The following is a 24511-nucleotide window of genomic DNA, read 5'->3' as shown; positions in this document are numbered from 1 at the left end:
CACTATGTGTAAGCGCAAGACCTTCTTCGGAAATATCCTTCGCCCTGTGGTTGACTTGCCTCGCGGAACTGGAAACTTTTCGGGGCGACAAGGGCAGGGAGGTCACATGGCAGGCGGTCGAGCGAGCGAGGGCAGCGTCGGGCGAGGCGGGCTCGGGACCGTCCGCAATGCGGTCATCATGTTGGACCTGCTCGGCGAGGGTCCGGCCCTGCAGCACCTCACCGACCTGGCAGAGCGCTCGCAGATGTCGATCCCGACGGTGCACCGCCTCCTGCGCTCACTCGTCCTGGCCGATCTCGTCGTGCAGGACCCCCAGTCATCGCGCTACGGGCTCGGGCCGGAGCTGACCCGGCTGTCCAACCACTACCTGTCGCGGCTGCCCCTGCTCGGGGCGCTGAGTCCCTACCTCTCCCAGCTGCGCGACCAGCTGGGTCACACGGTGCACGTCCAGATCCTCGTGCACGGTGAGGTCATCTACGTCGACCGTGTCGACGGAGCCGAGCGGGGTCCCTACCGCGAGACGCATCGGGTGGGTCCGGCGCTCTCGTGCGCGGGGGGTCGCATCCTCGCGTCCCGCGCCACCGATGACGAGTGGCGGCAGGCGCTGGAGAGGGCGACGCAGGAGGACCGCGTGGTGGCGACGGATGCTGAACGCGCCCGGTGGGCGGGCGTGGAGCACCTCGCCCTGGCGCCCGTGGACCCGGCCTTCCCGGCGGAGGTCGCCGTGGGGCTCGTGGACGGCCAAGGCGTCACGGTTGCGGCGTTGGCCGCGACGGTCCCTGATGCGGCGGACGCCGAGGGCGTCGCCGAGACGGCCATCCATCTGGGCCGAGCTGCTCGCGCAGCAGGGAGGACGCTGGGACATGCCTGATCGTGAGCCGCAGCACAGCAGCACGCCTCCGGACCCGGCCTGGGTCGACATCGCAGGACTCATCGACTTCGACCACCCGTACTCCGAGCTGTGGACACCGGGGCCCCGGTCGGGGCGCTGGTTCCCCGGTGCGACGGTCAACCTGTCGACAAACTGCGTCGACCGCCACCTCTCCGAGCGTGCCGACCAGGTGGCGCTGCACTGGGAGGGCGAGCCGGGTGACCGGAGATCGCTCACCTATCGCGATCTGCACCAGCAGGTCACCGCCCTGGCGCGGGCCCTGCGCGTGATGGGTGTGGGGGAGGGGGACCGAGTCGGCCTGCACCTGGGGTGGCTGCCCGAGACCGTCGTCGCGATGCTCGCCTGTGCCCGTGTCGGAGCCGTCCACGCAGTCCTGCCCGCTCCGCTGCCGACCGAGCCGCTGGCCGATCGGTTGAGCGCACTCGACCTCAAGGTGCTCTTCACCCAGGACGGAGCGTGGCGGCACGGGACGGTGCTGCCGACCAAGGCCCGTGCCGACGAGGCCCTGCTGGCGAGCGGGTCCGTCGAGCACACCATCGTGGTGCGACGCACGGGCATGGACGTGGCGTGGTTCGAGGGGGACCGATGGTACCACGACATCGTCGGGCCGACCCGACGTGCTCCGGCAGGGTCGCGTGACGAGGAGGACGACCTCGCAGTACCTGTCCACCTCCCGCCCGATCACCCCATCGCCATCGTCCCGCTGGCCACCAAGGGCGGTCAGCCGGTGTCCGTCCTCCATGGGACCGCGACGATGCTGGCGGGAGCGCTCGCCGTGCACCGGAGGTTGCGGACGGGAGGCGTCTTCTGGTGCGCCGGGGACATCTCCTGGACGGTCACGCAGTTCCATGGCATCTACGGACCGCTCGCCCATGGCGACACGGCGGTGATGTACGAGGGCACTCTCGACCAGCCGGCGCCGACCCGCGCGTGGGAGATCATCGCCAGGTACGGCGTGGAGAGCATGGTGTCCACGCCATCGGTCATGCGGACCGTGCGGGGTTGGGCGCGGGAGCTGCCCGAGGTCTCACGGATCCCCTCCCTCCTGCGGGTGACCACGGCCGGTGAGCCTGTGGAGGATGACCTCGCCGAGTGGCTGACGCAGGCCTTCGGGGCCAAGGACCTCGAGGTGTTCGACGCCTGGGGCCAGCTCGAGCTCGGTGGGATCGTGCGCGTGATGGACACGTCTGACGCCGGGTCGCACGCCGGCGGCGCCGCGGACGGCACCGCCCTCCCGGACTGTGCTCTGGACATCGTCGATGCGGCGGGTGTCGCCGCGGGTGCGGGGCTGGCGGGGGAGGCCGTGCTCCGGCTTCCGTGGGCCGGGACCTTCGTCGATGTCGAGGGCGATCAGGCGGCTGTCGCGGAGTCCCACTGGACGCGGCACGCGGGGTGTTATGCGACCGGGGATCTTGCGCTGCGGGACGAGGATGGTCACATCGCCTTCCTGGGCCGCACCGACGGTGTGGTCTCGATCTCCGGCCAGCTCGTCTCCTTGCGTGAGGTCCGCGAGGTCCTGGAGGACCACCCCTATGTGTCGGCTGCCGAGGTCACCTGGCGCAAGGACCCGGAGCTGGGTCGCGCGCTCGTCGCCGCTGTCGTGCTCGACCCGCAGGCCGGTCTCGACCCGGACCTGGACGAGGTCGGTGTCGGCCTGATGAATGCCGTCCGCGAGATCATGGGTGGTCTGGCCCGTCCGCGGTCACTGCTGGTCATCGACCGTTTCGGTGACGAGCTCGGTCGCCTCGAGCGGGCGCGGGCGATCGCCACCCTGGCCACCCCGGATCGGGTCGGCGCACCTCGCGAGGTCACGTGGTCGCAGGTTCTCGCAGCCGCGGGGCAGTGACCGCGGCATGAGTGAGACCCCCGACGCCATGCGGTGTCGGGGGTCTCACTGGCTGGAGGGCGGTGCTGTGGTCAGGCCGCGTGGCGTGCGGTGCGCTGGGTCTGGTCGACCCACCGCATCTCCATGCGGGTCCGGCCGTCGTCGCCGCGCACGGCGACCCAGGTGCAGGTCAGCTTCGGAGCGGGGCGAGTGGTCTCGGCCGTCTTCAGTGTCGTCACGGTCATTGTGGACACCTCCTGTTCATGTTCTGTTCACTTACAACATTAGCACGAAGGTGAACAGAAGGTGAACGACACGTCGGTGCTGTCGGCGGGCCGCCCCCTTCGTAGGCTGTGCCCATGACGACGAAGGTGGCAGTGATCGGCGCCAAGGGGCGCATGGGTGCGACGGCGTGCGAGGCGGTGGAGGGCGCGGACGACCTCGAGCTCGTCGCGCGCTTCGACGACGGCGACGATCTGGGCGACCTCGGCGGTGCGCAGGTGGTGGTCGACTTCACCGTCCTCGCGGCCAGCGAGCGCAATGTCCGCCACTGCGTCGAGCGCGGCGTCCACGTCGTCGTCGGCACGTCGGGCTGGACCGACGACAAGGCGAGCGAGCTGCGCGCGGAGGTCGAGGCGAAGGGGGGAGTGGGCGTGCTCATCGCCCCCAACTTCGCGATCGGAGCCGTGCTGATGATGCAGTTCGCCAAGCAGGCGGCCCGCTTCTACGAGTCCGTCGAGGTCGTCGAGCTGCACCACCCGCGCAAGGTGGACGCTCCGAGCGGTACCGCCACGCGCACGGCGGAGCTGATCGCCCAGGCCCGGTCAGATGCCGGTCTGGGTGCGATCCCGGATGCCACCACCGAGGACCCGGACGGCGCCCGCGGGGCGAGCGTCGACGGCATCCCGGTGCACGCGGTCCGACTGCGGGGTCTGGTGGCCCACCAGGAGGTCCTCCTGGGCAACGAGGGCGAGATGCTGACGATCCGTCATGACTCCTTCGACCGGGTCTCCTTCATGCCCGGTGTCCTCACGGGTGTGCGTGAGGTGGCCAAGCACCCGGGCGTGACGGTGGGTCTGGAGCACGTCCTGGGCCTCTGAGACCCGGCCGGCCGCGGCTCAGCCCCAGCCGAGCGCTCGCAGGCCGGCCGCGAGGGCGGCCGCGGCGAAGACCACCAGGACGAAGTTGGCCCGGAGCCACAGCAGGACCACGGCCAGGGCCACGGCAGCCAGTCGCGCGTCGAGCACGATGCCGTGGTCTCCGCCGACCGTCTGCGTGACGAGGAGCCCGGCGAGGAGCGCCACCGGGAGCAGCCCGATGATCCGTGAGCGGCGACGTCCGTCGACGAGGGACTCGGGTACGAGATAACCGGCGTACTTGGCGGCGAACCCGAGGGCGCACGCGGCGAGGACGGCGATCCACAGCGTGGTGGTGCTCACAGCAGATCACCCTCCGGCTGCTCGATGTCCCGGGCGCGGCTGGGGCCGGCCGTGACCAGTCCGACGACGACCGCCGCGATGGCGGCGAGCAGCACCGGCACCCCGGCCGGCATCGGGGCGAAGCTGATCAGCGCGATGGCCGCAGCCAGTCCTGCGGTGATGCGGCCGGTGCGATCGCGCAGCCGGGGCCAGATGAGTGCCACGAAGGCAGCGGCCGCAGCGGCGTCGAGACCCCACGCCCGCGGGTCGCCCATGGCATTGCCCGCGATCGCCCCGACGAGTGTCGAGAGGTTCCAGAAGGCGTACACGCCCAGGCCCGCTGCCCAGAAGCCGGTGGCCTGGACCTCGGGCTCGTCCTGGGCGAGCGCGACGGCCGTGGACTCATCGATCGTCACCTGGGCGGCGGCGGCGCGGCGCCAGCCGCGCAGGCGCAGGACGCGCGCGAGCTGGAGGCCGTAGAGACCGTTGCGGATCCCGAGGAGCGTCGACGTGGCGACGGCGGTGATCGGGTTGCCGCCCGAGGCCATGATCCCGACGAAGGCGAATTGCGAGCCGCCGGTGAAGAGCAGGAGGGACAGGGCCACCGTCTGCCAGGTGTCGAGTCCGGCCGCGACGCCGAGGGCGCCGAAGCTGACCCCGTAGACCCCGGTCGCCAGGCCGACGGAGAGCCCCTGTCGTCGTGCTGCCGCGTGCTCGGCTGCCAGCGGCTCAGCCGTCACCAGGCTCCTCCACGAGGGTGGCCACGAGCCGCACCTCGCGGGCGGTGTCGTCGTCGGGGGAGATGATGCGATCGCGGAAGGCACCGTCAGGGGTGAGCCCGGAGCCGGTGAGGAAGGCGCGCAGGCCCTCGTGCTCGACGAGGCACCAGGTCGACACGTGCTCGGCTCCTGCCTCGCGCAGGATGTCGACGGCCGCGTTGACCAGGCGTGAGCCGTGGCCCTGCTGGCGGTGCATCGGGTGCACACCGAGTGCGGTGATCTCGCCGGTCGTCTGGCCGGCGTCAGGGTCCTGGCTGGGCCCGATGGCGACGAACCCGATGACCGCATCCCCGGCGCAGGCGACGAGGAGGCGGTGGACTCCCTCGGGTGGGGTGCGCAGGGAGTCGCGCCAGCCCGCGGCGAAGGCCTGCGGGTCGAAGGCCGCATGGACCTGGGGGGAGACGATGCCGTCGTAGGCCTCTTGCCAGACCAGGGCCTGGGTCTGACCGACGGCGGGCGCGTCGTTGACGGTGGCGGAGCGGACGCTCGCGTCGGCGGAGGTCATCAGCGCCCCGCGAAGGAGGGGGTGCGTCGCTCGCCGAAGGCGCGTTGACCCTCGACGAGGTCCTCGCTGGCCCAGGCGCGGGCGAAGGCGGCGGAGTATGCGGCGTCCGCCTCTGGGACCGCTCCCATGCCGAGCTTCGATCCTGACTGCGACAGCGGGGCCAATGGCACCGCCCGTCGAGCCAGGTCGAGAGCCGCGTCGAGGTCGCCGCGCTCCTGGGCGAAGCCCAGGCGCCAGGCATCGTCGTCGGTGAGCACGGCGGCTGTCAGGACCATGTGGCGGGCGGCGCCCTCGCCCCAGAATCGGGTGACGCGGTCGAGCGTCCACTTGTCGACCATGAGTCCGAGCTTGGACACCGGGACCGCGAAGCGGGCGGGCGCGTCGACGACGCGCAGGTCGCAGGCCACAGCGAGCTGCATGCCCAGACCCATGCACGACCCGGAGATCGCGGCGATCGTCGTGATCGGGACCGCGGCGAGGTGCTGCAGGACCTCGGCGAGCCGCTCGGTGAAGGAGACGTCCTCGAGCTCCGTCAGGTCCGCCCCGGCGCAGAAGTGCCCCTCAGCCCCCGTGAGCACGAGGGCTCGGGAGCCGCCGTCGACGGCGGCGACGACGGCCGCGTGGAGCTCCTCGAGCGAGGTCAGGTCGAGGGCATTGCGGCGGTGGGTGCGGTCGATGGTCAGGGTCGTGACGCCATCGGTGGTCTCGCTGAGGATCGGCACGCCCGCCAGCATACGGAGGGGCGAAGGGAGCAGCCGCAGGGCTCCCTTCGCGCTCGCCGGTGGCTACGGTGAGCCAGATGACGGACCACGCGCCGGCCGCCGCCCCCACGACCTTGCTCCTCAGGGTCCTCCCGGTCCCGGGCCCGGGGGCCGAGGACGTCCTCGTCGGGACGGACGGGAGAGTGTGGACCGGCACCTCGGACGGTGCAGTCATCGCCATGACGCCTGACGGACGCCACAGCGAGCGCGTCGTCGACACCGGGGGACGGCCACTGGGACTGGAGTGGTTGCCCGACGGGCGGCTGCTCGTGTGCGACGCCGTCCGCGGGCTGCTGGCCGTCGACGTGCAGGGATCCGGCACGGTGGAAGAGCTCGTCACCGAGGTCGACGGGGTCCCGCTCGTCTTCACCAACAACGCCGCGGTGTCCGCGGACGGGACGATCTGGTTCAGCGACTCGTCCCGGCGGTGGGGCGTCGACGTGTGGAAGTCCGACCTCATCGAGCACACCCGCAGCGGGCGCCTCCTGCGACGCGACGTGGACGGGTCCGTGACGACGGTCCTCGATGGGCTGGCCTTCGCCAACGGGGTGGCGTTGCTCACCGACGAGAGTGCCGTGCTTGTCGCCGAGTGCGGGGTCGGTCGGATCCGCCGGGTGGCACTGAGCGGGGGCAGGCCCCTCGACGGGCACGTCGTGGGGACGGCAGGGGCCGATGCCGAGCCGACGGCGGACCAACTCTTCGTCGCCGCTCTGCCAGGCTACCCGGACAACATCTCGCGCGGCTCCGACGGGCTGATCTGGTCGGCGATCGCCTCGCCCCCGGATCCGGTGCTCGGTCTGCTCCAGCGGAGTCCGCAGCGGGTGCGCGACCTCGCGCTGCGGCTCCCGGACGCGCTCAAGCCCGCGCCGAAGCACACGGTGCGGGTGACCGCGCACGACGACGGCGGCGTCCTCGTGCACGACCTGACGGCGGACGCGAGTGGCTGGCACATGGTCACGGGCGTGCGCGAGCAGGACGGGCGGGTGTGGCTGGGCAGTCTGGTCCAGCCAGCCCTCGCCCACATCGACCTGCCCGGATGACGCCGGTCAGGCGGCGAGCACGAGGGCGGTCATCGCGACCAACCAGCTGACGAAGCTGCCGACGAGGAAGTACTCGGTCACCTTGTCGATGTCCGAGCGGCGTCGACCGGTCTCGTCGGTCCGGGAGTGGGACTTCAGCTCGGGCCAGCGGATCAGTCCCTTGGCCGCGATGACCAGCCCGGCGGCGGTGAGCTCGCCGGCCAGGCCGAGACCGAGGATGAAGAGGCGCTCGAGCGGCCCCAGCAGGCGCCCACCACGCAGCTCGCCGTCCACTGCTCCGACCACGGGCTGCGCGGGGAGCGCGCCTGTGGTGACGAGCACGAGGCGCACGACCCGGTTGCCTGTCGCGAGCTGGACGAGGACCAGTCCGACCAGGAGCAGGGCGCGGTCAGGCTCCGGCTGCCAGGGCAGGCGGCTCCACGCGAGCCAGTCCGCGAGCCACCCGGTGACCGGCGGCGCCCAGCCCGACCCGAGGAGCTGGACGAGCAGCGCCCCGGCGAAGACCGCCAGTGCCCGCCCGTGGCCGGTGCCTCGGTCGGCGTGCTCGGCGCAGACCAGCCACGCTGCCAGCCCGATGACCGCGAGGGCGGTGAGCAGCACCCCACCCCAGGTGGCGAGCAGTCCGGCGCTGGCCGCGACGACGACGAGCACGAGCACGCCGATGGCCGGGAGGCCGCGGGTCTCGCGCGGGGACTCGGAGGGCTGCGGGGCCAGGCTGCGCAGCAGGTCGGCGAGACCGATGGCGATGAGGAGGGCTGACAGGACGGTCACGGCAGGGCCTCCAGCTGGGCGTCGAGAGTGACGAGGTGGTCGAGGGCGTCGCGGTGGACGCGTCGGGAGATCGCGGTGGGTGAGATGTCCTCGGTCTGGGCCAGGTCCTTCTGGGTGGCGCCGGCGATCAGACCGCGCAGCAGGCGTCGGGACCGGTCGTCGAGGTCGTCGATGAGCAGGTCACGGTGCTGCAGGGCGACGTCGAGCGCCAGACCGGTGGGGGAGTCCTCGTGCCAGCGGGTGCGCACGACCCGACCGTCCGCGCGGGTCGAGCCCTCGGCCCCCTTCGCCAGCGTGATGGCCTCCCGTGCCTGCCACCATCCGGGACCGTCCTGCACGCTCCCGTCCTCGCTGAGCGAGGTGACCTCGCCGTAGGAGAGGCCGTAGCGGGTCTCGACCTCGGGGAGTAGGCCCGTGCGCAGGAGCAGGGCGGCATGCGTGGCCTGGCCCCGTCGCTCCCACGCGCCCTGGAACTCGTCGCCGACCGTGATCCGCACCGGGTGCACGGGATCCGTGGCCGTGTTGACGTGGGCGAGGACATCCTCGAGGCGGGCGTGCAGCAGCGCCCGGTCGCTCGCGCTGCGTGAGCCGACGACGTCGCCGATGAGGGTGGCCACCAGAGTCATCTGAACACCATAGCCTGATCGAGGGCGAAATAAACCTATGTGGTCAATGTGAGCAAGGATCAACCTGTGAGGTTGCGTTCATAGGTGACGAAGTCGAACCCCTCACGCGGGTCGCGTCGGGTCTCGTGCCAGTGCTGCGCGTCCACCTCGGGGAAGAAGACCTCGGCCTCGGGCGAGGCGTCGATCTCGGTCAGCTCCAGTCGCGAGGCCAGCTCGATGGTCTGGCGGTAGATCTCCCCGCCGCCGACGATGAAGACCTCACCGGGTCCGCCGACGACGAGGGCCTCCGCCAGGGAGTGCACGGCGATCGCCCCCGGAGCGCTCCAGTCGTGGTCGGAGGTGATGACGACCGTCGTCCGACCGGGCAGGGCCCGGCCGATCGAGTCCCAGGTGCGCCGCCCCATGATCATCACCCCGCCCATCGTCAGCGCCTTGAAGTGCTTGAGGTCCTCGGGCAGGTGCCACGGCATGCCACCGTCCACCCCGATGGCCCGGTTGGCCCCGAGCGCGGCGACGAGCACGAGTCGCTGGTCATGACCCATCTCGACGAAGGGGGGAAGGTCCCCTGAGTGCAGACCCTCCAGGACGAGGCGCTCGTGCGGCACGACCCGCTCGGGCAGCTCGGCCAGCGGCCACCAGCGCAGCTCCGCCGCCTTGTCCGGCTCGAGCAGCGTGGGCTCCCCGGACCACTGCGTGACGTGGAAGAAGAAGTCGGCGCGTTGCTCCCGCGGGCCGGCCAGGGTGGAGCGCTGGACCGTCGTCAGCGGGGCGCACACCTCGACGCGCACCCCGAGCTCCTCCTCGACCTCGCGGTGCAGGGCCTCGGTGGGCGAACCGGCGTCCTCGACGTGACCGGCGGCCCCGCAGGCCCACCAGCCGTCCATGAATCCGGTGCCCTGGCGCAGCTGGAGCAGGACCTCACGGCCGTCGACGCCCTCACGGGTCATCACGGCATAGGACGCGGCGAGCAACGGGACCCGGCCACGCAGGCCCTCGGGCGCGGGGCGAGGCACGCTCATACGGCGATCGGTGCCTTGATGCTCGGCGCGGCCTCGTAGCCCACGAGGGTGAAGTCGTCGAGCTCGTAGGCGTCGATCGAGTCACGCGGGGTGATCTGCATCGTGGGCAGCGGGCCGGGGGAGCGGGTCAGCTGCAGATCAGCCTGCTCCAGGTGGTTGCTGTAGAGGTGCGCGTCCCCGAGCGTGTGCACGAACTCGCCCGGATCCATGTCGACCTGCTGGGCGACCATCATCGTCAGCAGGGCATAGGAGGCGATGTTGAAGGGCACCCCGAGGAAGATGTCGGCGCTGCGCTGGTAGAGCTGGCAGGACAGCGTCGCCCGGCGGCCGTCCTGCGCGGGCGTCACGTAGAACTGGAACATCGTGTGGCACGGCGGCAGCGCCATCTCGCCGACCTCCGCGACATTCCACGCGGAGACGATGTGGCGTCGGCTGTCGGGGTTGGTTCGCAGGGCCTGGATCACCTGGCTGATCTGGTCGATCGTCGACCCGTCGGGCGCGGGCCAGGAGCGCCACTGGTGTCCGTAGACGGGCCCGAGCTCGCCGTGCTCGTCGGCCCACTCGTCCCAGATGGAGATCCCGCGCTCCTGCAGCCACCGGACATTGGTGTCGCCGCGCAGGAACCACAGCAGCTCGCCGATGATCGAGCGCAGGTGCAGCTTCTTGGTCGTCAGGACCGGGAAGCCCTGCGAGAGGTCGAATCGCATCTGGTGCCCGAAGACGCTGCGGGTGCCCGTGCCGGTGCGGTCGGACTTGTCGACGCCGTGGTCACGGACGTGCTCGAGGAGGTCGAGGTACTGGCGCATGGCGCCACGATAGACGGCGCCACTGACGGCTACGCTGAGCCGCATGACGACTTCCCCCTTCGGACGGGTCATCACCGCGATGGTGACCCCCATGACTCCTGACGGCGCGGTGGACACCACGGGCGTGGCCGCTGTCGTCGAGCACCTCGTCGCGACCGGTCACGACGGAGTCGTCGTCAACGGCACGACCGGTGAGTCCCCGACGCTGAGCTCGGCCGAGAGCATCGCGATGGTCGAGGCCGTCAAGGCCGCGGCCGGCGACCGTCTCGCCGTCACCGCCGGCGTCGGCTCCAACAACACCGCCCATGCCATCCAGATGGCCGGCGAGGCCACCCGGGCGGGCGCGGACGGCCTCCTCGTCGTCTCCCCGTACTACAACAAGCCGACCCAGCCGGGCCTGCTCGCGCACACCCGCGCCATCGCGGACGCGGCCGAGCTGCCCGTCATGCTCTACGACATCCCGGGGCGCACTGCCACCCCCTTCGCCGTGGACACGCTCATCGCGCTCGCCGAGCACGAGCGCATCCTCGCGGTCAAGGACGCCAAGGGGGACCTGTGGGCCTCCTCGCAGGTGATGGCCGCGACCGACCTGCTCTGGTACTCCGGCGCGGACGAGTACAACCTCGCCCACCTCGCCCAGGGTGCCTACGGTGTCGTCTCCGTCGTCGGCCACGTGGCCGGGCGCCAGTACGCCGACATGATCGCCGCGGTCGACGCGGGTGACCTGGCGACCGCTCGGGCGATCCACCACCGCCTCATCCCGGTGGTCAACGCCCTGATGACGACCTCCCAAGGCGCGATCATGGCCAAGGCCGCGCTGGTCGAGCTCGGGGTGATCACGCACGCGACCGTCCGGCTGCCCTACGTCGAGGGGCCGCAGGAGCACCTCGAGATCCTGCGCGCTGGCCTCTCGGCCTCCCGGATAGGAGCCACTGCATGAGTCACCCCCACCCGGACCTCGCCCTGCCAGCGCCGCTGGAGGCCGGCGCGGTGCGCGTGGTCGCGCTCGGCGGCCTGGGCGAGGTCGGGCGCAACATGACCGTCATCGAGCACGAGGGGCAGCTGCTCATCGTCGACTGCGGCGTCCTCTTCCCGGAGGACCACCAGCCCGGCGTCGACCTGATCCTGCCGGACTTCGAGTACATCCTCGATCGTCTCGACGACGTCCAGGCGATCATCCTCACGCACGGTCACGAGGATCACATCGGCGCCGTGCCGTACCTGCTGCGCCACAAGCCCGACATCCCGCTCGTCGGCTCGATGCTCACGCTGGCGCTCATCGAGGCCAAGCTCAAGGAGCACCGCATCAAGCCCTTCACCCTCGGGGTCAAGGAGGGCGGGCGCGAGTCCTTCGGCGTCTTCGACTGCGAGTTCATCGCGGTCAACCACTCGATCCCCGACGCGCTGGCCGTCTTCGTGCGCACCGCGGGCGGCACGCTGCTGCACACCGGTGACTTCAAGATGGACCAGCTGCCCCTGGACAAGCGGCTGACCGACCTGCGCGCCTTCGCGCGGGTCGGCGAGGAGGGGGTCGACCTCTTCCTCACCGACTCCACCAACGCCGAGGTGCCCGGCTTCACCACCCCCGAGCGTGACATCGGACCAGCGATCGACACGGTCTTCCGCAACGCGCAGCGTCGGATCATCGTCGCGTGCTTCTCCAGCCACGTGCATCGCGTCCAGCAGGTGCTCGACGCCGCGGAGCGCAATGGGCGCAAGGTGGCGATGGTCGGCCGGTCGATGGTCCGCAACATGGGCATCGCCGCGGACCTGGGGTATCTCCATGTCCCCGACCGGGTGCTCGTCGACGTCAAGAAGCTCGACCAGTACCCCGACAACGAGGTCGTGCTCATCTGCACCGGCAGTCAAGGCGAGCCGATGGCGGCACTGTCTCGGATGGCCAACCGTGACCACCGCATCGACGTGGGCGACGGCGACACCGTGCTGCTCGCCTCCAGCCTGATCCCCGGCAACGAAAATGCCGTCTACCGCATCATCAACGGTCTGATGCGACTGGGCGCCGACGTCGTCCACAAGGGCAATGCCACGGTGCACGTCTCGGGCCACGCGAGTGCCGGTGAGCTGCTCTACTGCTACAACATCGTCAAGCCGCGCAATGTCATGCCGGTCCATGGCGAGTGGCGTCACCTCGTGGCCAATGCCGACCTGGCGATCCAGACCGGCGTCGACCCCGACCATGTCGTGCTGGCCGAGGACGGTGTCGTCATCGACCTGATCGACGGTCGGGCCCGGATCGTCGGCGCCGTGCCGTGCGGCTATGTCTACGTCGACGGGTCGAGCGTCGGCGAGGCCACGGAGGACCTGCTCAAGGACCGCCGCATCCTGCGCGACGAGGGCTTCATCTCGGTGATCATCGTCGTCGACTCCTCGACCGGCAAGATCATCGCCGGCCCCGAGATCACCGCCCGCGGTTTCGCCGAGGGCGACGAGATCTTCACCCAGGTCAAGCCCAAGATCATCGCGGCACTCGACGAGGCCGCCCGCAAGGGCACGACCGACACCCACCAGCTGCAGCAGGTCGTGCGCCGTGCGGTCGGTGGCTGGGTCGGCGGCAAGATCCGTCGTCGCCCCATGATCATTCCGGTCGTCATCGAGGCCTGAGCGGGCACGTCACCCGCCACTCGATTCTCGGGTCGAGGGCGAAGGGAGCCTGCCGGGATCTCCCTTCGCCCTGCCCGAGGAGGGTGGCCCGGTCAGAGGGAGCGCAGGGCGCCCAGGAGTCGGTCGATGTGCTCGGGCGTGCTGCCCAGGCCGGCGCTGATCCGCAGGGCGGTGTCCTGCTCGTGCTCCGACAGCAGGTCGTCGACGAGCAGGTGGGCGCAGAACTTGCCGTCGCGCACCCCGATGCCGTGGTCGTCGCCGAGGACACGCGCGACCTCTGCGCTGTCGTGGCCGTCGACGGTGATCGTCGCGACCGGTGCGCCATCGCCCCCACCGAAGAGCGTGTGCACGTGCACGCCGTCGATGTCGGCGAGGCCGGCGAGGAGGCGGATGCGCAGCGCCTGCTCGTGGTCGATGATCGCTCGCTCGTGCTCGGCGATGATCTCGCAGGCGGTCGCGAGGGCGACGGCACCCAGGACATTGGGGGAGCCGGCCTCGTGCCGGGCCGGACCGCAGGTCCACTCGGTCTCGTCGAGCCCGACGCGGGCCGTGGCGCCGCCGCCGGCGAGATACGGGTCGGCCGCGTCGAGCCAGTCGCTGCGGCCGACGAGGACGCCGGCGCCGAAGGGTGCGTAGATCTTGTGGCCGCTGAAGGCGACCCAGTCGATGCCGAGAGCGCCGATGTCGACGCGACGGTGCGGCGCGACCTGGGCGGCGTCGAGAGCGAACCGGGCGCCGTGCTGGTGCGCCACGGCAGCCAGCCGCTCGATCGGCCAGTGCTCGCCCGTGACATTGGAGGCGCCGGTCGCCACGACGAGGCGGTGCTCGGCGGGGTGGTTGCGCAGGGCCTGGTCGAGGAGGTCGATCGCCTCGTCGTGGCTGTGCGGCACGGGCAGGCGCACGGCGTCGCCCCACGGGAGGAGGGCCGCGTGGTGCTCGGAGGCGAAGACGAAGACCGTGGTGTCCGCAGGCAGCGCCCGCGCCAGCAGGTTGAAGGAGTCGGTCGTGTTGCGAGTGAAGATGACCTGGTCCTCCTCGCGCGCACCGACGAAGTCGGCGACGCTCTCGCGAGCCTGCTCGTAGCGCGAGCTCGTCACCCGGGAGGCGAAGCCGGCGCCGCGGTGCACGGAGGAGTAGGTCACGGCGGCGGCGGCGACCTCCTGGGCGACGGCGGCGAAGGCAGGAGTCGTGGCGCCGTGGTCGAGGTGGGCGTAGTCGATGACCGAGCCGTCCTCGTCGCGGTAGCTCAGGCCGGCGGAGACCAGCTCGGGCAGGAGGGTGGTGGTGTGCACATCGGAAACGGTCATGACAGTGCTCCTGGGTCCTGTGGACCCGAGCGTCGCCACGGGTCCGCGCTTGCCGGGCAACTGGTCGTCGCCGGCCAGGTCGTCACCCGGAGCACCCCACCGCGGAAGGAGGGTTGCCGACCAGCTAGCCGGGGCTTGTCGCTGGTACTCGTGACCTTGGGTCAGGACAGTAGCGCACCGGGGCGGGTCGTTGTCGAGTGCTCACCAGTTATGTCTCGCCACCTGGGACGTCAGACGAAGGCGATGGCCAGGACCGCCCCGGCGACGAGGTAGGGGCCGAAGGCCAGATGTGTCGAGCGGGTCGCCCTGCGAGCGAGCAGCAGTGCGAGAGCGACGATTCCGCCGAGGGCGAAGCCCAGCCAGATCCCAACGATGAGGTGGCTCCACCCGAACCAGGCCAGGGTCGGGGCGATCGAGACGAGCAGCTTGGCGTCGCCCATCCCGATGGATCGGCCGTAGAGGAAGAAGGCCATCGCGATGCTGCCGCCACCGACGAGCACGGTCGCGACGGCGGTCCGGAGCAACGCGTCCCAGTCGCCGGTGGTGGCGGAGGCGACGGCGAGCACACCCACCACCGCCGGCACGAGCGGCACGGTGAGGGCATTGGGCAGGCGGTGCACGTCGGCGTCGACCGCCGCGAGGACCAGACCGACCATGGCGAGGAGCAGCGGGGCAAGGAGGACCGGCCACGAGCGGTCCGCGAGGGAGCGCTCCAGGACCACCCCGACGAAGGGAGCGACCGCCGGGACCCAGAGGTTGCGGGGGAGGGCGCCGTCCTCGTCGGGGCGTCGGTAGCTGCCGGTGCGCAGCCAGGACCACCCGAGGACGCCGCACGCGAGCGCCGCGAGCATGACGACGAGGGTCCGTGGGTCCACGACGGCGAGGCTATCGGGCCGGGGTCGACCGTGGGCCCGCGCCTGTGGACGGTGGGATCTGTGGCCGCTGGTGCGCGTGTGACACGTGTGTCACGGGTGGCTTTCGCCTAGTCTGCGAAGCATGGCCACTCGTCCGTCGACCACCTCGCGCAGCACCAAGGGCGCGTCCACGCGCCCCAAGGGCAGCACCCGCCCAGCGGGTCGCAAGGCTCCTGCCAAGACCGCTGCCAAGGGGAAGACCTCCTCCTCCCGCACCACATCCGCGTCCGGAGGGGGCCTGCCGCTGCCCATCGCCGCGGTGCACAAGACCTGGATGGGCGTCGCGCACGCGACCGGGTCGGGAGTGCGACGCATCGGTCAGAGCGCCAGCGAGATCGAGCCGGAGCACCGCCGCGACGGGTGGGGCTTCCTGGCGCTGGCGCTGGCCCTCGTCGTTGCCGTGCGGGAGTGGTGGGGCCTGTCGGGCACCTTCGGTGACATCGTGCACGCCGTCTTCGCCGGCACCTTCGGTCGCGTTGCCTATGCCCTGCCCATCGTCCTGCTCCTGCTCGGCGTGCGTCTCCTGCGCTCGCAGGGCAACTCCGCGGCTGACGCGCGGCTGGGCTTCGGCGCGGTCATGGGCCTCTTCGCCGCCTCAGGGCTCACCCACATCGCCAAGGACATCCCGCAGCCACCCGACGGAGCGGGCCCGATGCGTGATGCCGGTGGCATCTTCGGCTTCCTCGCGTCCGACCCCCTGGCCACGGCGGTCACGCCCTGGCCGGCCACCATCCTGCTCGTCCTGCTGGGACTCTTCAGCCTGCTGCTGCTCACGGGGACACCTCTCAACGAGGTCCCGGAGCGTCTGGCCTACATCCGGGCCGCCTTCACCGGCGAGGTCCCGAGCCATGTCACGACCACCGACGTCCAGACGCGTCACGACGCGCCCAAGGCTGCGGTCACTCGTGCCCGCCGCCGGACCATCGACCCCGCGGACGACGAGCTCTCGGGCGAGCGCGACGGCGACACCGCCTTCGAGCAGGCGGCCGTCGTGCAGCCGGCCGGCAAGGGACGCAAGCGTCGGTCCGCCTCGACCGGTGAGCCTGCTGCCACCGTCGACGCAGACGAGAGCGCCGAGACTCCGCAGGCCGAGACCGGTGGCCCCCGCCCGGGTGAGAAGCGGCCGACCAAGAACCCCGTCGTCGCCCCGATCAAGCCCGCCGACAAGACGGTCCTCGAGGCCCCGCCCACGACGCAGCTGCCCCAGCGCGTCGAGCAGCTCGCGCTGGCCGGCGATGTCACCTACACCCTCCCGGACAGCAGCCACCTCAAGCCGGGCGCCCCGCACAAGGAGCGCTCCGCGGCCAACGACAAGGTCGTCGAGGCCCTGACCACCACGCTCGACGAGTTCGGCATCGACGCCCATGTCACCGGCTTCCACCGTGGCCCGACGGTCACCCGCTATGTCGTCGAGCTCGGTCCGGGTGTCAAGGTCGAGCGGGTCACGGCACTGTCCAAGAACATCGCCTACGCCGTCGCCTCGGCGGACGTGCGCATCCTCAGCCCGATCCCGGGCAAGTCCGCCATCGGCATCGAGATCCCCAATGCCGACAAGGAGATGGTCTGCCTCGGCGACGTGCTGCGCTCGGACGTCTCGCGCAACAACGAGCACCCGATGGTGATGGGTGTCGGCAAGGACGTCGAGGGTGGCTATGTCATCGCCAACCTGGCCAAGATGCCCCACCTCCTCGTCGCCGGTGCCACCGGCTCGGGCAAGTCCTCCTTCGTCAACTCGATGATCACCTCGATCCTCATGCGGTCCACGCCCGACGAGGTGCGCATGGTGCTCGTCGACCCCAAGCGGGTGGAGCTGACGGCCTACGAGGGCATCCCGCACCTGATCACGCCGATCATCACCAATGCCAAGAAGGCAGCAGAGGCCCTGCAGTGGGTCGTGCGCGAGATGGACATGCGCTACGACGACCTCGCCAGCTCCGGCTACAAGCACGTCGACGACTACAACAAGGCCGTCCGGGCGGGCAAGGTGCAGCCGATCCCCGGCAGCGAGCGGGTCATCCAGCCGTACCCGTACCTGCTCGTCATCGTCGACGAGCTCGCCGACCTGATGATGGTCGCTCCGCGCGATGTCGAGGACTCGATCGTGCGCATCACCCAGCTGGCCCGTGCCGCCGGCATCCACCTGGTGCTCGCGACGCAGCGTCCCTCCGTGGACGTCGTCACCGGTCTGATCAAGGCCAATGTGCCCTCGCGCATGGCCTTTGCAACCTCCTCGCTCGCCGACTCCCGGGTCGTCCTCGACCAGCCCGGTGCGGAGAAGCTGCTCGGTCAGGGTGACGCCCTCTTCCTGCCGATGGGCAAGTCCAAGCCGATGCGTGTCCAGGGCGCCTGGGTCACCGAGTCGGAGATCGATGACGTCGTCGCGCACGTGACCGGCCAGCTCAAGCCGGTCTACCGCGAGGACGTAGCCCCGGCCGAGGCCCCCAAGAAGCACATCGACGAGGACATCGGCGACGACCTCGACGTGCTGCTGCAGGCGACCGAGCTCGTCGTCACGACACAGTTCGGCTCGACGTCGATGCTCCAGCGCAAACTGCGCGTCGGCTTCGCCAAGGCCGGACGCCTCATGGACCTGCTCGAGTCGCGCGGCGTCGTCGGGCCCTCCGAGGGGTCCAAGGCGCGCGATGTGCTCATCACGCCCGAGGACCTGCCCACCACTCTCGCCCTGATGAAGGGAGAGGACCCGCCGCCGCTCGAGGAGCCCGCAGCGGCTGACGAGGATGACGAGCCGATCGAGTCGGTCGACGCCGCGCCCCCGGTGGCGGTGACCGACGACACCGATGTCATCGACGTGCGCACGGGCTCACCGGCGCAGCCGTACAACCGTTACCCCGAGGACCCGATCGGGACCGAGGTCGTGGAGGAGTGGACCGAGGAGGACGACGAGGACGCCTGGTCGCTCACTGACCGGGGCTGAGGACCTCCAGCGCGCCGGCCTCCTCGAGCTCGGCGCGCACGTCCTCGATGAAGTCCATCACGGCCTCGCGCCCCTGCACCGGGCCACCGGCCAGCAGGCCGTCGCCGCCCAGGAGGACCGCGCCGGGGGTGCCGACGCCGAAGATCCGGGCCAGCGTTCCCTGCGGGTCGTGCAGGATGCGCTCGGCCAGGTGCGGAACGGATCCCAGTGCTGTCTCGAGGGGCAGTGAGACGACGGCTCGCACCTTCACCGGACCGAGCAGCTCGTCCCACGCGGGGATCTGCTCGATCGGTGTGACGCACGGCCCACAGCCGGGGGAGACGAAGACGAGCAGGACGGCGCCCTCGCTGATGAGCGAGGTGAGTGGCAGCGACCGGCCGGACTGGTCCTCGAGCGCGGCGAAGGGGAGCGGCTGGCGCGAGTAGTCCAGCTCCTGGTCGCCCTCGGACTCGACGTCGGTACCGAGGGACGAGGCGAGGGGCTCCCCCTTCGACCCACCGAAGGTCGCGATGACCACGGCGAGGGTCAGGACGACCAGGGCCAACCACACCCAGGTCGTCGCGGAAGCCTCGGCGAGCCGGACGACCACGCTGTCCTGCGCGGTGGCCGACCACACGGTCAGCGCGGCGACGACCACGAGCAGGACATTGCGCACGGCCGTGCGGCGGGTGACCTCACCCAGACCGAGCCTGCCGAAGCAGCTGCAGGTCACCGGATATCCGAAGCCCAGGGCCCGCACGATCACCGCGAGGTAGGCGACGAAGAGCAGCAGGGCCACCATCGCGACCACCACGGCGAAGGGGGCCGGAGCCACCAGCAGCGCAAGCGCCAGGGCGATCTCGGCCCACGGCAGGACCCGCGGGGCGGGCGAGTCGGTGAGCAGACGGGGCAGCCGCAGCTGGCTGAAGGCGCTGCGGGTCTCCTCGGCATGGCGCACCTTGGCGACTCCGCTGACGATCAGGAGGGCCGCGAGCAGGAGCGGAGGGAGCAGGAGGGGGCTGGCATGCACGCTGCGAGTCTAGGGTTGCCTCATGACGAAGGCCTGGTACGAGCTCGACAGCCGACCGACAGGGGCCCGGTACTGGGCAGCGGTGGTGCGCAAGCAACCGTCGGCGATCCTCGTGAGCATCCAGCTCCTGGCGATCGTGCTGCTGCCGTGGGTGGAGTCGGAGAGCTGGGGCCGGGCGGTCATCACCGGCCTGTCGTTGGTGGCGGTCACCTTCGGCGTGTGGGTCGTGCGGTCCACGCCGGCACTGACCTGGCTGGCCCTGCTGATCGGCTTCCCTGCCTTCGTGCTGGAGGTGTGGTCGGTCCTGGACGACAGCAATGTCGCGGTGACCTTCACCGCACACCTGCTCCTGGGGTTCTTCTACCTCTATGTGGCGTATGGGCTCGTGTCCTACATGTTTGCCGACACGTGGGTGACCAAGGACGAGATGTTTGCCGTCGCCTCGGCCTTCACCGTCCTGCTCTTCGCCTTTGCCTATCTCTTCGTCGCCATCCAGACTCTCGCGCCCGGATCCTTCGTCGGGCAGACCACGGGTGAGCGTCTGACCTTCCTCGAGCTGTTGTACTTCTCGGGAGCCAACCTCACGAGCGTGGGCCTGTCGGACATCGTGCCCGTCAAGTCCCACGCGCGAGCCGCCGTGACCATCGAGCAGCTCACCGGCGTCCTGTACGTCGCCATGGTCATCTCGCGGCTCGTGGCGCTGACCGTGATGCGCGCTCGCAACTGACCCGGCCCGCCGGTGGCGGCTGCACCCACGCAGGCCGCCTAGAGTGGGCACATGTCCGTCCCCTCCCGCAGCGTTGCCCTCGTCACCCTGGGCTGTACCCGTAACGACGTGGACTCCGAGGAGCTCGCCGGTCGCCTGTCCGCCGAGGGCTGGACCCTCGTCGACGACGCGGCGCAGGCCGATGTCGCGGTCGTCAACACCTGCGGCTTCATCGAGCAGGCCAAGAAGGACTCGATCGACGCCATCCTCGAGGCCAACGACCTGCGGGAGCACGGCAAGACCCAAAAGGTGGTGGCGGTCGGTTGTCTCGCGGAGCGCTACGGCAAGGAGCTTGCTGACGAGCTGCCCGAGGCCGACGCCGTGCTCGGCTTCGACTCCTACGCCGACATGTCCAGTCACCTGCGGGCCGTCCTCGACGGGCATGCGCCCGAGGCGCACACGCCCGGTGACCGTCGCAAGCTGCTACCGATCTCCCCGGTCGACCGCGATGCGAGCGATGTCGCACTCCCGGGTCACAACACCGGTGGCGACCTGCCGCGTGCCCGGCTCGACGACCGTCCGTGGGCGCCGCTCAAGATCGCCTCGGGCTGCGACCGGCGCTGCTCCTTCTGTGCCATCCCGACCTTCCGTGGGGCCTTCGTCTCGCGCCGCCCCCACGATGTCGTGGCCGAGGGGAGATGGCTCGCCTCCCAGGGGGTGCGTGAGCTCTTCCTGGTGAGCGAGAACTCCACGTCCTACGGCAAGGACCTCGGTGACCTGGACCTCATGGAGGCGCTGCTGCCCGAGCTCGTGGCGATCGACGGGGTCGAGCGGGTGCGGGTGTCCTACCTGCAGCCGGCCGAGATCCGTCCAGGGTTGCTGCGGGCCATGGCGAGCACCCCCGGGGTCGTGCCCTGGTACGACATCTCCTTCCAGCACGCCTCGGGGCCGCTGCTGCGTCGGATGCGCCGCTTCGGTGACACCGACTCCTTCCTCGCGCTCATCGAGGGCATCCGAGAGCGGCAGCCGGACGCCGGCATCCGCTCCAATGTCATCCTCGGGTTCCCGGGGGAGACCGAGGACGACGTGGCCGAGCTCGAGCGCTTCCTCCTCGCGGCCCGCCTCGACGTCGTCGGGGTCTTCGGGTACTCCGACGAGGACGGCACCGAGGGCGAGCTCCTTGATGACAAGGTCGACGCGGACGTGATCCTCGAACGCGTCGAGCGCATCCGCTCCCTCATCGAGGAGCTGACCGCCCAGCGCGCAGAGGAGCGCGTCGGCGAGATCGTGCAGGTCCTCGTCGAGGAGATCGACGGGGAGACGGGTGAGGTGAGCGGCCGAGCTGCTCACCAGGGCCCGGATGTCGACGGGATGACCATGCTGAGCGGCGACGTCGAGACGCTCGAGGTCGGCCAGATCGTCACGGCTGAGGTGGTTGGCACCGAGGGCATCGACCTCGTCGCGGAGGTGCGATCGTGAGCACCGAGCGGACCGACGGCATCTCGATGCCGATCCCCGAGCCGAGTCCGTGGAACCTCCCCAACGCGCTGACGGTCTTGCGCATCCTGCTCGTACCCGTCTTCGTGTGGCTCCTGCTGCAGCACGGCGGCGAGGACACGGCGATGCGGTGGTGGGCCTGGGGCGTCTTCGCCGTCGCCATCGTCACCGACCGCATCGACGGTGATCTCGCGCGGGCCAAGGGCCTGGTGACCACCTTCGGCAAGGTCGCCGACCCCATCGCCGACAAGGCGCTGACCGGCGCGGGCCTGATCACGCTGTCGATGATCGGCGAGATCCCGTGGTGGATCACCGTCGTGATCATCGCCCGCGAGCTGGGCATCACCGCCATGCGCTTCTGGGTGATCCGCCATGGCGTGATGCCCGCGAGCCGCGGTGGCAAGGTCAAGACCTTCCTCCAGGCCCTGGCCATCGGCCTCTTCGTCATGCCGCTGAGCACCCTGCCGGTCGAGTGGCTGTGGCGCGGGCTGGCCTGGGCCATCCTGATCGCCGCCCTCGTGGTCACGATCGCCACGGCTGTCGACTACGTCATGAAGGCGATGACCCTCCGCTCGACGAGCGAGCGTGCTCGGCTGAAGCAGGAGCGCAAGGCCGCGCGTGGCCGCTGACGTCGCAGACCTCCTGGCGGTCCTCGCCGAGCGGGGGTGGACCCTCGGGACCGCGGAGTCCCTCACCGGTGGCCTCGTCGCTGCGACGGTCGTCGAGGTGCCCGGTGCCTCGCGGGTCTTCGTCGGCTCGGTGGTCGCCTACGATCCCGCGGTCAAGATCTCTCTCCTGGAGGTCGACCCTGACCTCGTCGCCCGGGTCGGGACCGTTGACGAGCAGGTCGTCACCCAGATGGCGCAGGGAGCGCGGCGTCGCCTCGGTGTGGACGTCGCCATCGCCACGACCGGGGTCGCCGGCCCCGGACCGAGCGAGGGTCACCCGGCCGGGACGGTCTGGCTCGCCTGCTCGACCCCGTCGGGACTATCGACCCGGTGCCTGGCGTTGACGGGGGAGCGCGCCGCTGTGCGTGCCGGCGCCGTCGCTGCCGCGATCGACCTCGGTCACGAGGTCGTCCGGGACTCGTCCTGACCCTTGACGGTGGCGCGTTGTACCGTGGTCCCAAGATGACGACGTGGAGGAGGTGGACCTGATGGTGTTGCTGCGTGAGGAGCTCGGAGATGTGCTCCGTGACGCGCGCCGGGCCCAGGGGCGCACCCTGCGCGACATCTCGGCCACTGCCTCCGTCTCCTTGGGATACCTCAGCGAGATCGAGCGCGGCGAAAAGGAAGCCAGCTCGGAGCTGCTCGCCTCGATCTGCACGGCCCTCGAGATGCCGCTCTCGATCGTCTTCACCGAGGTCGCCCAGCGAGCCCGTCGCGCCGAGCGCGTCAGTGCTCCGGTCACCCTGCCGGTGGCCACTCACTCCGAGGACGTCGTCTCCGCAGCCTGATGGTGCTCTACCGGGGTCTGCGTGCCCCCAACGGTCCCTGCGGCCGCCCGTCATCGGTGGGCGAGATCCCGCCCTGGCACGCCGGGCAGTAAAAAAAGACTCGATCAGCTCCTTGCCGACCGAGCGGTGCCACTCGCACCGCCTGGCCGCAGCGGCGGCATGGGCGACCGGAGCGCCCGTGGACCCATGAGCGCGCATCAGCTCGCAGGATGCCCGTCGAGGACTGGATCGCGTGCTCCCGCCCGCGCACCATGAGCTCGTGGACCCGCGCGACGAGGGTGTCCACCTGCTCGGGTGACAGGCTGGCTGCCTCGTGCCACGGGTGCAGCCGCTGGGCGAAGAGGACCTCGCTCGCCCAAAAGGTCCCGACCCCCGCCAGCACCTGCTGGTCGAGCAGGGCCGCAGCGATCGAGGTGCCGGTGCTCGACCCGACGATGCGTCGTGCCACGAGGCCGGGGTCCCAGTCGGTGCCCAGCACATCAGGTCCGAGGTGCCCGACGAGCAGGTGCTCGTCACTGCGGCGCACGAGGTCGAGCTCGCCCAGTCGCAGTCCGAGGGTGGTCCAGGCGGCATTGCCGACCCCAGCCCGCAGGTCAGGTCGTCGTAGGCCGCGCGCGGCTGCCTCGGACCCGGCGGCCTCGACCCGCCACGACCCCTCCATGCGCAGGTGCGTGTGCAGCGTCCACCCGGAGTCGAATCGGTGGAGCAGGTGCTTGCCCCTGGGCACCACCTCATCGATGCTCGCGTCTCGCAGGGGCCCTTCGCCGACCTCGCCCCACCTGATGTCGACGAGGGTCGCCGGTCGTCCGGACAGCGCCGCATGGAGGCGCTGCGCGGTGCGCCAGACGGTGTCGCCCTCGGGCACGGGTCAGCCCCGCCCGCGGGGGCGTAGCCGCAGGCCGCGCGGGGTCATCGTGAAGCCGGCATTGGTCAGGGCCTGGGCGAGCGGGTCGGCAGACCCGAGCACGGGGGCACCGTCCGCTCGTTGCACGGTCAGACGTCCGAGCGCCCCTCGGTGCACGGCATCGGCGAGCCCGCGGGCAGCCATGGCGAGCGAGTCCTCGCCGGTGTCCCAGGAGAGCAGAGTGCGTCCACCCCGCTCGACATAGAGGACGAGCTGCCCGTCGACGGCGACGACGAGCGCGCCAGCCTTGCGCCCGGGCTGGTGTCCCGCGTCGCGCTCGGGCCAGCGCAGCGCGGCGCCCCATGGGCTGGCCGGGTCGGTGGCCGCCAGGACCACCGCCCCCTCGGGTGCCCGGGAGGAGCGCACCTCGTCGACGGCCCCGGGGACAGCGAACTGCGAGGCACCCAGACCCTCGATGAAGTATCCGCGTCGCACCTGGCCCGCCTCCTCGGCGGCGCCGAGCACCCGGTGGACGACGGCGAAGCCGCCCTGGACCTCTTCGGCGACGACCGCTCCTCGCGTGACGACGCCGTGGCGGTCGAGCAGTCCCTCTGCCGTGGCGTGGAGGCGGACGGTGGGGTCGGTCTCGGCACGGGGGAGCGCCGACCACCGACCAGCGACGCGGGGAGGCCCGCTGCGCTGCGGGAGGGTGGCGCGGCCCAGCCTCGGTCGGCCGCCGTAGCGGCTCCGGGCGGCCGGGCGCCGCTGTGGCGTGTGGG

At 70.9% G+C, this 24511-nt stretch carries 26 protein-coding genes and 1 riboswitch; of the genes, 12 read left to right on the top strand and 14 right to left on the bottom strand.

From position 1 onward, the window contains the following. The first annotated feature begins 106 nt into the window (after positions 1-106). Together JLI01S_RS04895 and JLI01S_RS04890 are read left to right on the top strand one after the other, a co-directional pair. On the top strand, positions 107-871 hold the full coding sequence (locus JLI01S_RS04895; protein WP_068260873.1) for an IclR family transcriptional regulator: 765 nt from the start codon (positions 107-109) through the stop codon (positions 869-871). Beyond that, entirely contained in the window at positions 864-2738 is a 1875-nt protein-coding gene (locus JLI01S_RS04890; RefSeq protein ID WP_068260870.1) for an AMP-binding protein, read from the top strand. Before JLI01S_RS04895 ends, JLI01S_RS04890 begins: the two co-directional genes overlap by 8 nt. 71 nt (positions 2739-2809) lie before the next feature. On the opposite strand, the gene JLI01S_RS16860 is transcribed toward JLI01S_RS04890, so the two are convergent. Then, positions 2810-2962: a hypothetical protein gene (locus JLI01S_RS16860; RefSeq protein WP_157074829.1), complete on the bottom strand. Its 153-nt coding sequence runs from the start codon at positions 2960-2962 to the stop codon at positions 2810-2812. Between the two features lie 114 nt (positions 2963-3076). On the opposite strand from JLI01S_RS16860, the gene dapB reads away from it, so the two are divergent. Further along, positions 3077-3817 carry a 4-hydroxy-tetrahydrodipicolinate reductase gene (gene dapB / locus JLI01S_RS04885; RefSeq protein WP_068260862.1) on the top strand — a complete coding sequence of 247 codons (741 nt, stop codon included), beginning with the start codon at positions 3077-3079 and terminating at the stop codon, positions 3815-3817. A gap of 18 nt (positions 3818-3835) precedes the next feature. Here dapB and JLI01S_RS04880 read toward each other — a convergent pair whose 3' ends face one another. Genes JLI01S_RS04880 through JLI01S_RS04865 form a run of 4 tightly spaced genes read right to left on the bottom strand, consistent with a single transcriptional unit; the run spans position 3836 to position 6141 of the window. Next, positions 3836-4156: an AzlD domain-containing protein gene (locus JLI01S_RS04880; RefSeq protein ID WP_068260859.1), complete on the bottom strand. Its 321-nt coding sequence runs from the start codon at positions 4154-4156 to the stop codon at positions 3836-3838. Further along, positions 4153-4875 (bottom strand): AzlC family ABC transporter permease, encoded by a 723-nt coding sequence (locus JLI01S_RS04875; RefSeq protein ID WP_068260856.1) that lies wholly within the window; start codon positions 4873-4875, stop codon positions 4153-4155. The genes JLI01S_RS04880 and JLI01S_RS04875 overlap by 4 nt, the downstream gene beginning before the upstream one ends. Further along, complete coding sequence (locus JLI01S_RS04870; protein WP_068260853.1) at positions 4865-5419, bottom strand: GNAT family N-acetyltransferase; 555 nt, start codon at positions 5417-5419, stop codon at positions 4865-4867. The genes JLI01S_RS04875 and JLI01S_RS04870 overlap by 11 nt, the downstream gene beginning before the upstream one ends. Next, positions 5419-6141 carry an enoyl-CoA hydratase-related protein gene (locus tag JLI01S_RS04865; protein ID WP_068261065.1) on the bottom strand — a complete coding sequence of 241 codons (723 nt, stop codon included), beginning with the start codon at positions 6139-6141 and terminating at the stop codon, positions 5419-5421. Before JLI01S_RS04865 ends, JLI01S_RS04870 begins: the two co-directional genes overlap by 1 nt. A gap of 77 nt (positions 6142-6218) precedes the next feature. Between JLI01S_RS04865 and JLI01S_RS04860 the strand changes: the two genes are divergently transcribed. After that, entirely contained in the window at positions 6219-7220 is a 1002-nt protein-coding gene (locus JLI01S_RS04860; protein ID WP_068260850.1) for an SMP-30/gluconolactonase/LRE family protein, read from the top strand. Between the two features lie 6 nt (positions 7221-7226). Here JLI01S_RS04860 and JLI01S_RS04855 read toward each other — a convergent pair whose 3' ends face one another. Genes JLI01S_RS04855 through JLI01S_RS04840 form a run of 4 tightly spaced genes read right to left on the bottom strand, consistent with a single transcriptional unit; the run spans position 7227 to position 10442 of the window. Then, positions 7227-7991, bottom strand: a complete 765-nt coding sequence (locus tag JLI01S_RS04855) for a hypothetical protein (protein WP_068260848.1) — start codon at positions 7989-7991, stop codon at positions 7227-7229. Then, complete coding sequence (locus JLI01S_RS04850) at positions 7988-8617, bottom strand: SatD family protein (RefSeq protein WP_068260845.1); 630 nt, start codon at positions 8615-8617, stop codon at positions 7988-7990. The genes JLI01S_RS04855 and JLI01S_RS04850 overlap by 4 nt, the downstream gene beginning before the upstream one ends. A gap of 59 nt (positions 8618-8676) precedes the next feature. After that, a complete protein-coding gene (locus tag JLI01S_RS16600) occupies positions 8677-9636 on the bottom strand; it encodes a dihydrofolate reductase (protein WP_084349205.1) in 960 nt (319 codons plus the stop codon). Next, a complete protein-coding gene (locus JLI01S_RS04840) occupies positions 9633-10442 on the bottom strand; it encodes a thymidylate synthase (RefSeq protein ID WP_068261059.1) in 810 nt (269 codons plus the stop codon). The genes JLI01S_RS16600 and JLI01S_RS04840 overlap by 4 nt, the downstream gene beginning before the upstream one ends. 43 nt (positions 10443-10485) lie before the next feature. Between JLI01S_RS04840 and dapA the strand changes: the two genes are divergently transcribed. Next, positions 10486-11382 (top strand): 4-hydroxy-tetrahydrodipicolinate synthase, encoded by an 897-nt coding sequence (gene dapA, locus JLI01S_RS04835; RefSeq protein ID WP_068260841.1) that lies wholly within the window; start codon positions 10486-10488, stop codon positions 11380-11382. Further along, positions 11379-13064 carry a ribonuclease J gene (locus tag JLI01S_RS04830; RefSeq protein ID WP_068260839.1) on the top strand — a complete coding sequence of 562 codons (1686 nt, stop codon included), beginning with the start codon at positions 11379-11381 and terminating at the stop codon, positions 13062-13064. The genes dapA and JLI01S_RS04830 overlap by 4 nt, the downstream gene beginning before the upstream one ends. 92 nt (positions 13065-13156) lie before the next feature. Here JLI01S_RS04830 and JLI01S_RS04825 read toward each other — a convergent pair whose 3' ends face one another. Together JLI01S_RS04825 and JLI01S_RS04820 are read right to left on the bottom strand one after the other, a co-directional pair. Further along, positions 13157-14371 (bottom strand): aminotransferase class V-fold PLP-dependent enzyme, encoded by a 1215-nt coding sequence (locus JLI01S_RS04825; RefSeq protein WP_068260836.1) that lies wholly within the window; start codon positions 14369-14371, stop codon positions 13157-13159. 40 nt (positions 14372-14411) lie between these two features. Then, positions 14412-14527: riboswitch (SAM riboswitch) on the bottom strand. 74 nt (positions 14528-14601) lie between these two features. Beyond that, a complete protein-coding gene (locus tag JLI01S_RS04820; protein WP_068260830.1) occupies positions 14602-15246 on the bottom strand; it encodes a prepilin peptidase in 645 nt (214 codons plus the stop codon). Between the two features lie 121 nt (positions 15247-15367). On the opposite strand from JLI01S_RS04820, the gene JLI01S_RS04815 reads away from it, so the two are divergent. Next, positions 15368-18220 carry a DNA translocase FtsK gene (locus JLI01S_RS04815; RefSeq protein ID WP_068260828.1) on the top strand — a complete coding sequence of 951 codons (2853 nt, stop codon included), beginning with the start codon at positions 15368-15370 and terminating at the stop codon, positions 18218-18220. Here JLI01S_RS04815 and JLI01S_RS04810 read toward each other — a convergent pair. Continuing rightward, the gene (locus JLI01S_RS04810; RefSeq protein WP_068260825.1) at positions 18204-19229 is read right to left on the bottom strand and encodes a TlpA family protein disulfide reductase; all 1026 of its coding nucleotides are present in this window, start codon (positions 19227-19229) and stop codon (positions 18204-18206) included. The genes JLI01S_RS04815 and JLI01S_RS04810 overlap by 17 nt on opposite strands. 22 nt (positions 19230-19251) lie before the next feature. Here JLI01S_RS04810 and JLI01S_RS04805 point away from each other — a divergent pair, with 22 nt between their 5' ends. The 5 genes from JLI01S_RS04805 (at position 19252) to JLI01S_RS04785 (ending at position 22888) form a co-directional block, all read left to right on the top strand. Continuing rightward, positions 19252-19956, top strand: coding sequence for an ion channel (locus JLI01S_RS04805; protein ID WP_068260822.1), 705 nt, complete (start codon positions 19252-19254; stop codon positions 19954-19956). Positions 19957-20007: 51 nt separating this feature from the next. Then, positions 20008-21414, top strand: coding sequence for a 30S ribosomal protein S12 methylthiotransferase RimO (gene rimO / locus JLI01S_RS04800; RefSeq protein WP_068260821.1), 1407 nt, complete (start codon positions 20008-20010; stop codon positions 21412-21414). Between the two features lie 26 nt (positions 21415-21440). Continuing rightward, positions 21441-22061 (top strand): CDP-diacylglycerol--glycerol-3-phosphate 3-phosphatidyltransferase, encoded by a 621-nt coding sequence (gene pgsA / locus JLI01S_RS04795; protein WP_068261056.1) that lies wholly within the window; start codon positions 21441-21443, stop codon positions 22059-22061. After that, a complete protein-coding gene (locus JLI01S_RS04790; protein WP_068260820.1) occupies positions 22051-22527 on the top strand; it encodes a CinA family protein in 477 nt (158 codons plus the stop codon). The genes pgsA and JLI01S_RS04790 overlap by 11 nt, the downstream gene beginning before the upstream one ends. Positions 22528-22588: 61 nt before the next feature. Further along, positions 22589-22888 carry a helix-turn-helix domain-containing protein gene (locus JLI01S_RS04785; protein ID WP_068261053.1) on the top strand — a complete coding sequence of 100 codons (300 nt, stop codon included), beginning with the start codon at positions 22589-22591 and terminating at the stop codon, positions 22886-22888. A gap of 7 nt (positions 22889-22895) precedes the next feature. Here the strand turns inward: JLI01S_RS04785 and JLI01S_RS04780 are convergent, their stop codons facing one another. Beyond that, positions 22896-23753, bottom strand: a complete 858-nt coding sequence (locus tag JLI01S_RS04780; protein WP_068260817.1) for a DNA-formamidopyrimidine glycosylase family protein — start codon at positions 23751-23753, stop codon at positions 22896-22898. 3 nt (positions 23754-23756) lie between these two features. After that, a partial coding sequence (locus tag JLI01S_RS17105; RefSeq protein WP_439645560.1) for an Lhr family helicase occupies positions 23757-24511 on the bottom strand: 755 nt, incomplete at its 5' end.

The organism is Janibacter limosus NBRC 16128 (assembly GCF_001570985.1).
Classification (GTDB): domain Bacteria; phylum Actinomycetota; class Actinomycetes; order Actinomycetales; family Dermatophilaceae; genus Janibacter; species Janibacter limosus.
The sequence above is the reverse complement of the archived record's forward strand: the minus strand, read 5'-3'. Positions and strand labels throughout refer to the sequence as shown.